The following is an 8,235-nucleotide window of genomic DNA, read 5'->3' as shown; positions in this document are numbered from 1 at the left end:
GACTCGCCGTAAGGGCGAAACCCTAAGTGGCCGTTACCGCAGGAATGGATATGTACTCCGACAACAAATAACAGGTCGCCTGTCAGGCCGCCTACGCGGGCGAACCCGCTCCCACAGGTATCGGGTGCAGCCGAAAAATCCTGGCTGTCAGGCCGGCACCTCATCCAGCACCAAACGCTGGCGCACCACATCAACGAGCTTGTCCGGCTGGAATTTGGAGAGAAAGTTGTCGCAGCCAACCTTCTTGACCATCGATTCGTTGAAACTGCCGGACAGGGACGTATGCAGCACCACGTAAAGGCCACGCAGTCGCGGATCGTTGCGGATTTCGGTGGTCAGCCGGTAGCCATCCATTTCCGGCATTTCCGCGTCGGTGAATACCATCAGCAGCTTGTCGGTCATATTGACGCCGGTATCCGCCCACGCCTTGAGCATGTTCAAGGCCTTCAGGCCATCGCTGGCGATGTGCATCTTCACGCCCAACTGCCCCAGGGTATCGCGCAGTTGCGCCAGGGCCACATTCGAGTCATCCACCAGCAGCACCTCGCGGCCACGGGCGCGTTCCAGCACTGGATCCTCGAGTTTTTCCCGGGAAACCTTGGCGCTGTAAGGTACGATTTCGGCGAGGACTTTCTCGACGTCGATGATCTCCACCAATTGATCATCGACCTTGCTGATCGCAGTCAGGTAATGCTGCCGACCAGCACTGCTGGGCGGCGGCAGAATGGCTTCCCAATTCATATTGACGATGCGGTCCACCCCACCGACCAGGAAGGCCTGTACCGATCGGTTGTACTCGGTAACGATGATCGTGCTGCCAGGACCTGGCACCAAAGGACGCATGCCGATTGCCTGGGACAGGTCGATGACCGGTAGGGTCTGGCCGCGCAAATTGACTACGCCGCAAACGAACGGGTGACGCTGGGGCATCAAAGTGAGCTTCGGCAGTTGCAGGACTTCCTGCACTTTAAACACGTTGATCGCGAACAGTTGCCGCCCGGCAAGCCGGAACATGAGAATTTCCAGGCGATTCTCACCCACAAGTTGCGTTCGTTGGTCTACCGTATCGAGAATGCCGGCCATCGATGACTCCTGGGCTTGTTCGGATGAATTCACTGGATAGAGGGTTATCGGCGGTTTTCGCTGGACCTTGACCCTTATGGCAAATGCCGCGCCCGGCATTGATGTCACATTAACATCATGCTTTACTGGCGCTGTTATTTCATCTGCTGCATTCTCTTCGCCGCGACCACAGTTCGCGCGATGAGTTCCGTCATGTAAGGGATTCCCCTAGCAACAATCAGGTGCAACCTGATATTCGCGATATCCAATAGCCATTAATGTGACGCCATTCTCATTGCATGAAGTGGAGTCGGGCATTTGTGTGCGATCGCAAACCAGTGGCCAGCCACCCTCTCAAGCGTCCAGCCCGCACTTGAGCCGTTCAGAGCGCGAATTCAAGACACGACACCCTCCTCATTTGACATGACGTTGTGGAGATAAGCATGCCGAACAATCGTAAAGAGTGGGCAAAGCGTATTCCGGAGTTTATCGTCGAGGCTGAAACGCTCCTGGCCAGAACCGAGGAATGCCTGAGTCATCTGCAATTGATCAACAACGACCCGGACGCCATTGACTGCTTGCTCAGCACCCTGCTCAAACTCGCCAGCAAGGCCGATGCCCTCGCTCTCGCCGCCGTGTCAGAGTTTTCATTGCATATCCATGGTTTGCTCAATCACGCCCTGAACCACATGGAACTGCACGACGAAGCCCTGGACGCGCTCAAGGACTGCCTGACGCTGATCGCCTGGCAACTTGAGCTGATCGACCAGAATACCGGGCAGCTCAGCCTTGATGAAACTGAACAGACCACCCTGATCGAAGCTTTCGCGTTCCAGGTCGGCCAGAGTCAATTTCGTCCCCCGGTTAATTCCAGGCCGCTTACGCTCCTTTCTTACACGGAGCGCCAGGCTTAATTTTTTGCAAGTACAATTCAGCGGCAATAGAGAACTGCATCACCAGAATCAATGTCGCAATTGAATACTTCATATCGATCAGCGACACCTCGAAACAAGTAACTGTTGCTTGTACAAGTATTTGTCTGCCTGACCCGACTTTTCTGATATGTAACGACCTGAATAATCGAACCCTGCGTGACGACATCCCCATTCCTGCGCGTTATGTCCTGCCCTCCTGGATCTTTATCACAGGCGCGACCAACGGTATCCGAAGTGGTATTATGCCGCCCATTAGTTGACGTCAATTAACGGCAACGATTGCAGCCAACAAGTTGCAGGCCTGATTTCTTATACAAAACTCTGATTTTCTTATACAAAATTCAGTTGAAATCGATAGCTGACCATAAAAATCATCGATCTGTCAGCGAGCATGACCGATCAGCCCGCAGCGAACATCCATTGGCTCCATCCGCTATGTACGCCAGCCTCAAGTCAATTGCCAAATGGCCACCCTCCCGAGAAAACGCACGTCGGTTCACGTTATTGCTGTGTGCCGGTTCGACGCTCGGCAGCCTGCTGGTCTACAGCCTGTCCACGCGCTTGCCGCTGGGCCTGCTGGTACTCGATAGTGCTGCACTGGGCTGCGTGTGGGTGCAGTACCGCCTGTCACGCAAGTCGATCAAGTTCCAGCCCCAGGAGCTGGCCGATCGGTTGCTGCAAGTCCAGGAAAACGAACGCCACCGCCTCAGTCGGGAGTTGCACGACGACATCGGCCAGTTGCTGACGGCGGCAAAACTCCAAAGTGACTGGCTCAAGCGCAGGATGCCCGAAGACCTCCAGGCGCAGTGCTCGGTGCTGTGCGACACGCTCGAGGAAACCCTGGCCAAGGTTCGCGATGTATCGGCCATCCTTAACCCCCGGCAACTGACCAGCCTTGGGCTGGAAGCCAGCTTGCGGGCGCATTTGCTCAAGACGTTGAGCAACACTTCGGTGCACTGGAGCCTGGAATGCCATCAACGACTGACCGGCATCCCGGAAGAAGTAGCGGTGGCGGCCTTTCGTATTACCCAGGAAGCCGTCACCAATATGCTGCGCCATGCCCAAGCGCAAAACCTGCTGGTCTGCCTGCAGCGTTTGCCCCAGGGCCTGACCTTGATGATCAGTGACGATGGCCTGGGTTTCGCGCCCGCCACCGACCCGGGGCGTGAGGGACAACGGGGAATGGCCGGGATGTCGGAACGGATCAAGCAACTGGGTGGCACTCTGACCGTGACCAGCGAGCCAGGCAAAGGCACTCAAATCGAAGCCCTCTTCCCATGGGCGCCGCGTGCGTTCGAACGGGCCAGTCCGAATAAGGTTATGCATTGACTTGTAACTTACTTCTGGTGGATGACCACTCGCTGATCAGGGCAGGCGTACGCGCCCTGGTGCTGGATCTTCCTGGCTACGCGGTTATTGGCGAGGCCAATGATGGCTCGCAGTTGCTCGACATGGTCCAGCACCTGTCGCCTGATATCGTGCTGCTGGATATTTCCATGAAGCAGACAGGCGGCCTCGAAGCCCTGCAGCAACTCAAGCGGGTCCGCCCGCAGGCCAAAGTGCTGATCCTGTCGATGCACACCGACCCGGCCCTGATCATGCAGGCCCTGGAATCGGGCGCCCATGGGTACCTGCTCAAGGACACCACGGCCACCGAACTGGAACACGCGCTGCACGCCCTGCGTAACAATGAGCGATACCTGAGCCCGGCCATCGCCCATACCGTGATCACCCAGGCATTGAACCGGACCCAGAAAAACCCGGTAGAGTCGCCAGATTCACACAACCTGACAGCGCGCCAACTGGAAATCCTGCGGCTGATCGTGCGCGGAAAATCCACTCGGGAAATCGCCAACGGCCTGGGCCTGAGCGTCAAGACGGTCGAAACCCATCGCTCGCAAGTCATGAAGCGCTTGCAGATCTTCGACGTGGCCGGCCTGGTATTGTTCGCCGTACGAGAGCAGATCATCAGTCTGGATGACTGACAGCGCAGGCTTTGCTCAACAAGGGTGACTGCTCGGGTAAATGCACCCACAACGCTGCCGGCCGGGCCGAGAAACGCAGGCTGTCACCCTCGAGCGGCTCGCCATCAAGGTTGATGTAAAGACCCTCCGAGGACTTGATCTCAACCCATGGCAGGCGGGCACGAACGAACATGTTGTCGATTCCGAAGCCATCGGCCAGCAGGTCTTTCAAGGTGCTGAGCAGCTCTTGCGGCGCCGGCAAAATACTGATGTCGAGCATCCCGTCGTCAGCCAGGGCCTGCGGGCATAGCACATGCCCACCGCCCGCCTGCCGGCCATTGCCGATCCCCAGAGCCAGCAACTCGCCACTCCAGTGGAAATCAGGCCCCTGTAACTCACCATAGGCGGCATGCAACTCACTGAACCGCGACAAGCCGGTGAACAGATACGCCGCCCCGCCTAAAACCTTTTTCAGTTCCTCGGAGGTATTGGCCGTAACCTGGCTGCCAAAACCACCAGTGGCCATATTCAGGAATACCTGCCCACCGACCTCCCCGAGGTCGATGGCACTGGGGGCAACGTCCAGAAGCGCCAGTGCCTCATCCGGCTCCAGTGGAACACCGGCAGCACGGGCAAAATCGTTGGCGGTTCCCAGCGGCATCAATACCAGGCTGGCCTGCTGCGACTGTCCGGCCATCGCTTCGGCGATATCGCGCAGGGTACCGTCGCCGCCACCGGCGATGATTTGCCGATAACCTGCATCCAGCGCTTCACCCACCAGCCTTTGCGCATCCCCGGCCTCCCACGTCAATCGAACGGCCAGCTCCCAGCCTTGTTCACGCTTGCTGTCGACGGCGGCCCGAACCGCTTCGTTGAGCGCCTGCTTGCCATGCAAAATCAACAGCGCCTTGCGTTCGCTCATTGTCGTCACTCCCATTATTGAATGGCGTATGGGACATGTGACCTTGCTTCCCTGCGGAAAAGTCGCAAAAAACTGAATTATTTACACTTGAGTCCAATAAGGAGATTTTTCTTACAAAACGTGAGGAAACGGCTCAATTGACCAGAAATGGCGATTGGTCCACTTTTGTGTCAGCGGTTTTCAGTCATCAGCAGGACAGACGCAAGGATGTGCAATGCAACAACATGACATCAGGTCACCGGTGGTTCCGGTGATGCCGCTCGTAATGAAACGGGCCAATCATCAAGCTGAATTCGTCAGCGATGGAAAATCCAGCGGAGAAGTTGATATGCCACATCGCCTCAACGAGCTTGAGACACTGGACACCCTGCGCAGCGACCTGGAAAAGATTCGCAGTGACATCAAGTCCGTCAGGCACAGGCTTGCCTATTCGGCGGTCGGAACAGCCGTAGTGCTGGGGCTGCTGGGCTGGATCGCCAACAGCCGTTTTGATCAGGTGGTACTGCTGCTGTTGGCCCATTGATCGGACAGGGGTGCAAAACCCGGCGCGATCGACCGGGCTTGCACGCCTGGCGGCGGCCAGACTCAGCCCAACACTTCGCTCAGCGGGATGAAGTAGACGACATCGCCTGGCACCAGTGTTCGCTGCTCCATGACCTCGACCAGTCCATCGGCCCAGGCCGCACTACGCAGCACACCGGAACTCTGATTGCTATAGATGATGGCCCGGCCGTTCTCCAGCCGACCGCGCAGGTACTCGCGTCGGTTGCCGGCCTTGGGCCAGTCGAACCCAGCTGGCACTTGCACCTTCAGAGGCTCCACTTCCAGGACACCCATGCGCCGCAGCAGATAAGGCCTTGCCAACAAGGCAAAGGTCACCAGGGTCGAGGCGGGATTGCCTGGCAAGCCGATCACCGGTACGCCACGAAAATGCCCGAAAGTCAGGGGTTTTCCTGGTTTGATGGCGAGTTTCCACAGCGCCAGCTCGCCCTCTTCTCTCAGGGCGATACCCAGAAAGTCGGCCTCCCCCACCGATACGCCACCGGTCGAGAGAATCAGGTCGACATCCCCCAACTCGCCCAGGCGTGTGCGCGTGGTGTCCAGGTCATCCGGCAGAATCCCGGCATCAATGACCTCGCAACCCAGGCGCTGCAACCAGCTGCAGAGCAACACACGGTTGCTGTTGTAGATTTGCCCTGGCCCCAACGCCTGACCTGGCTCGATCAGTTCGTCGCCAGTGGACAGCACCGCTACGCGTACCTTGCGAATCACTTCCAGCTCGGCACACCCCAGCGAGGCTGCCAGGCCTTGTTCGATTGGCCCCAGCCGTGTTCCTGCGGGCAGGATCAGTTCGCCCACGGTGGTTTCCTGTCCTTGCGCACGAATGTTCTGCCCGATGACCAGGGTTTCGGTGAAACGTACACGTTCATCCGCCAGGACTTCGGCGTTCTCCTGCATCTCGACACAATCTGCACCGGGCGGCACAGGTGCCCCGGTGAAGATTCGTGCACAGGTGCCCGGCGTCAACTCAACAGGGGCCTGGCCAGCAAACACTTTCTGACTGACGACCAGCGGCTCTGTGTTCCAGTCGGCCACGCGCAGGGCATATCCATCCATCGCGCTATTGGGCCACGGCGGCAGATCGAGGGACGACAGCAGATCATCGGCCAGCACCCGGCCCTGGACTTGCGCCAATGGCAAACGCTCGCGCTCGACAATCCGTGAGGCGTCCGCCATTTCCAGCAAGCGTGCCAGGGCCACCTCGACCGGCATCAGGGTGCCAGTCTTGCCCGGCTTACCCGCGGGATTCACAGGGTGCCGCCTGTTTCAGGTGAGTCACGAAATTGCACGGGCGATGCCGCGAATCCAGCTGCTCGCCAAGAATGCCATCCCAACCGGTGCGTACCGCATTGGTCGACCCCGGCAAGCAGCACACCAGCGTGCCGTTGGCCAGGCCGGCCAACGCGCGGGACTGGACGGTCGAGGTGCCGATGTCCGCCACCGATATCTGGCGGAACAACTCACCAAAACCATCGACTTGCTTGTCGAGCAGGCAGCTCACCGCTTCCGGCGTGCTGTCACGACCGGTGAAGCCCGTGCCGCCGGTGATCAGCACCACCTGTACGACGTCGTCGGCGATCCAGTTGGCAACTTGCGCGCGAATCTTGTAGAGATCATCTTTGAGCAAGACCCGACAGGCCAGGTTATGTCCGGCAGCCGTCAGGCGGTCAACGAAGACCTGGCCTGAGGTATCGGTTTCCAGGGTACGGGTGTCGCTGACCGTCAACACCGCGATGTTGAGCGGTGCGAAAGGTACATCAGCCTTGGCTTTCATAGGCTCGTCCAGTTGTAGGAGAAACAGCCCGGTGTTATATCACAGCGACCCCATTTTTCGCCGCCCCCACGGAGGCCTGCCATGACTTCAAACCCAGCGTTGCCACCCTGCTCCATTTTGCTCCTGGCAGGCGGCCGTGGCCAACGCATGGGTGGCCAGGACAAAGGATTGCTGGAATGGCACGGCGAGCCGCTGATTGCGCATTTGCACCGCAAGACGCGCCCTCTGAGCGATGACTTGATCGTTTCGTGCAACCGGAACCTGGAACAGTACGCGCCTTACGCCGATCAATTGGTCCATGACGACGAAGGCGACTTTCCGGGCCCTTTGGCGGGCATTCTTGCAGGTCTGAAGGCTGCTCGGCATCCACACCTGCTAGTCTTGCCTTGTGATGTCCCGCGCATCGACAACGCACTGCTCACCCGCATGCGCGAAGCCGCCGCCGAGCATCCCGACAAACCGTTGATGCTGCGCCATGACGATCACTGGGAGCCCCTGTTGTGCGTAATTCCCCTGGCCCTGCGGGTTGATTTCGAAACGGCCTGGAAGGAGGGGGAGCGTAGCCCGGGTCGACTCATGCGCAGGCTGGGCGCTACTGCATTGCAGTGCCCCGACAACGATCCGCGCCTGGCAAACCTTAATACGCCGGAACTATTAAGCATGCCACACGGTGTGTCAGACTGAGTATCAAGGAACTTGCACGCGCTGTTTACGTCTCAACCCCAGCAACCAAAAGAATTCATTTTCGGAGACACTTCCATGACTCAACGGACCCTGGCCACTTTCATGCTCGCACTGGGCCTCGCTACCCTCGCCGGTTGCGCATCGCCTACCGTGATCACCTTGAATGACGGTCGCGAAATCCAGGCCGTCGATACGCCAAGCTATGACAAGGATTCGGGCTTCTACGAATTCGAACAACTGGATGGCAAGCAAAACCGCATCAACAAGGATCAGGTTCGTACCGTCAAAGAGTTGTAATTTTCGCGGTGACTACCGGATACATGAAAATGCCCC

At 58.3% G+C, this 8,235-nt stretch carries 10 protein-coding genes; 6 read left to right on the top strand and 4 right to left on the bottom strand.

The window, feature by feature from the left end:
* Positions 1-147 precede the first annotated feature (147 nt).
* Positions 148-1,083: a chemotaxis protein CheV gene (locus tag PG5_RS09200; protein ID WP_020796832.1), complete on the bottom strand. Its 936-nt coding sequence runs from the start codon at positions 1,081-1,083 to the stop codon at positions 148-150.
* A gap of 422 nt (positions 1,084-1,505) precedes the next feature.
* Between PG5_RS09200 and PG5_RS09195 the strand changes: the two genes are divergently transcribed.
* The 3 genes from PG5_RS09195 to PG5_RS09185 all read left to right on the top strand — a co-directional run bounded on the left by PG5_RS09195 (position 1,506) and on the right by PG5_RS09185 (position 3,982).
* The gene (locus tag PG5_RS09195; protein ID WP_020796831.1) at positions 1,506-1,976 is read left to right on the top strand and encodes a hypothetical protein; all 471 of its coding nucleotides are present in this window, start codon (positions 1,506-1,508) and stop codon (positions 1,974-1,976) included.
* Positions 1,977-2,432: 456 nt separating this feature from the next.
* Positions 2,433-3,326 (top strand): sensor histidine kinase, encoded by an 894-nt coding sequence (locus PG5_RS09190; protein WP_020796830.1) that lies wholly within the window; start codon positions 2,433-2,435, stop codon positions 3,324-3,326.
* A complete protein-coding gene (locus tag PG5_RS09185; protein WP_033045706.1) occupies positions 3,323-3,982 on the top strand; it encodes a response regulator transcription factor in 660 nt (219 codons plus the stop codon). The genes PG5_RS09190 and PG5_RS09185 overlap by 4 nt, the downstream gene beginning before the upstream one ends.
* On the opposite strand, the gene yegS is transcribed toward PG5_RS09185, so the two are convergent.
* On the bottom strand, positions 3,966-4,883 hold the full coding sequence (yegS, locus tag PG5_RS09180) for a lipid kinase YegS (protein WP_020796828.1): 918 nt from the start codon (positions 4,881-4,883) through the stop codon (positions 3,966-3,968). The two genes, PG5_RS09185 and yegS, sit on opposite strands and share 17 nt — an antisense overlap.
* Before the next feature lie 214 nt (positions 4,884-5,097).
* On the opposite strand from yegS, the gene PG5_RS09175 reads away from it, so the two are divergent.
* Positions 5,098-5,406, top strand: a complete 309-nt coding sequence (locus PG5_RS09175) for a hypothetical protein (protein ID WP_020796827.1) — start codon at positions 5,098-5,100, stop codon at positions 5,404-5,406.
* Between the two features lie 62 nt (positions 5,407-5,468).
* Here PG5_RS09175 and glp read toward each other — a convergent pair whose 3' ends face one another.
* Entirely contained in the window at positions 5,469-6,695 is a 1,227-nt protein-coding gene (gene glp, locus PG5_RS09170; protein WP_020796826.1) for a gephyrin-like molybdotransferase Glp, read from the bottom strand.
* Positions 6,679-7,218, bottom strand: a complete 540-nt coding sequence (gene moaB / locus PG5_RS09165) for a molybdenum cofactor biosynthesis protein B (protein ID WP_020796825.1) — start codon at positions 7,216-7,218, stop codon at positions 6,679-6,681. The genes glp and moaB overlap by 17 nt, the downstream gene beginning before the upstream one ends.
* An 81-nt stretch (positions 7,219-7,299) precedes the next feature.
* Here moaB and mobA point away from each other — a divergent pair, with 81 nt between their 5' ends.
* Positions 7,300-7,902, top strand: coding sequence for a molybdenum cofactor guanylyltransferase MobA (gene mobA, locus PG5_RS09160; protein WP_020796824.1), 603 nt, complete (start codon positions 7,300-7,302; stop codon positions 7,900-7,902).
* 75 nt (positions 7,903-7,977) lie between these two features.
* Positions 7,978-8,199 (top strand): YgdI/YgdR family lipoprotein, encoded by a 222-nt coding sequence (locus PG5_RS09155; RefSeq protein ID WP_020796823.1) that lies wholly within the window; start codon positions 7,978-7,980, stop codon positions 8,197-8,199.
* The last annotated feature ends 36 nt before the right edge of the window (positions 8,200-8,235 follow it).

The organism is Pseudomonas sp. G5(2012) (assembly GCF_000408945.1).
In the GTDB taxonomy this organism is placed as follows: Bacteria; Pseudomonadota; Gammaproteobacteria; order Pseudomonadales; family Pseudomonadaceae; genus Aquipseudomonas; species Aquipseudomonas umsongensis.
Note: the sequence above shows the minus strand (reverse complement) of the source record. Positions and strands in the feature narration are given on the sequence as shown.

Excerpts from the sequence above, each read along its gene's own strand:
- yegS (WP_020796828.1), bottom strand. The coding sequence starts at position 4,883 with ATGAGCGAACGCAAGGCGCTGTTGATTTTGCATGGCAAGCAGGCGCTC.
- mobA (WP_020796824.1), top strand. The coding sequence starts at position 7,300 with ATGACTTCAAACCCAGCGTTGCCACCCTGCTCCATTTTGCTCCTGGCA.
- PG5_RS09200 (WP_020796832.1), bottom strand. The coding sequence starts at position 1,083 with ATGGCCGGCATTCTCGATACGGTAGACCAACGAACGCAACTTGTGGGT.
- PG5_RS09175 (WP_020796827.1), top strand. The coding sequence starts at position 5,098 with ATGCAACAACATGACATCAGGTCACCGGTGGTTCCGGTGATGCCGCTC.
- moaB (WP_020796825.1), bottom strand. The coding sequence starts at position 7,218 with ATGAAAGCCAAGGCTGATGTACCTTTCGCACCGCTCAACATCGCGGTG.
- PG5_RS09195 (WP_020796831.1), top strand. The coding sequence starts at position 1,506 with ATGCCGAACAATCGTAAAGAGTGGGCAAAGCGTATTCCGGAGTTTATC.
- PG5_RS09155 (WP_020796823.1), top strand. The coding sequence starts at position 7,978 with ATGACTCAACGGACCCTGGCCACTTTCATGCTCGCACTGGGCCTCGCT.
- PG5_RS09190 (WP_020796830.1), top strand. The coding sequence starts at position 2,433 with ATGTACGCCAGCCTCAAGTCAATTGCCAAATGGCCACCCTCCCGAGAA.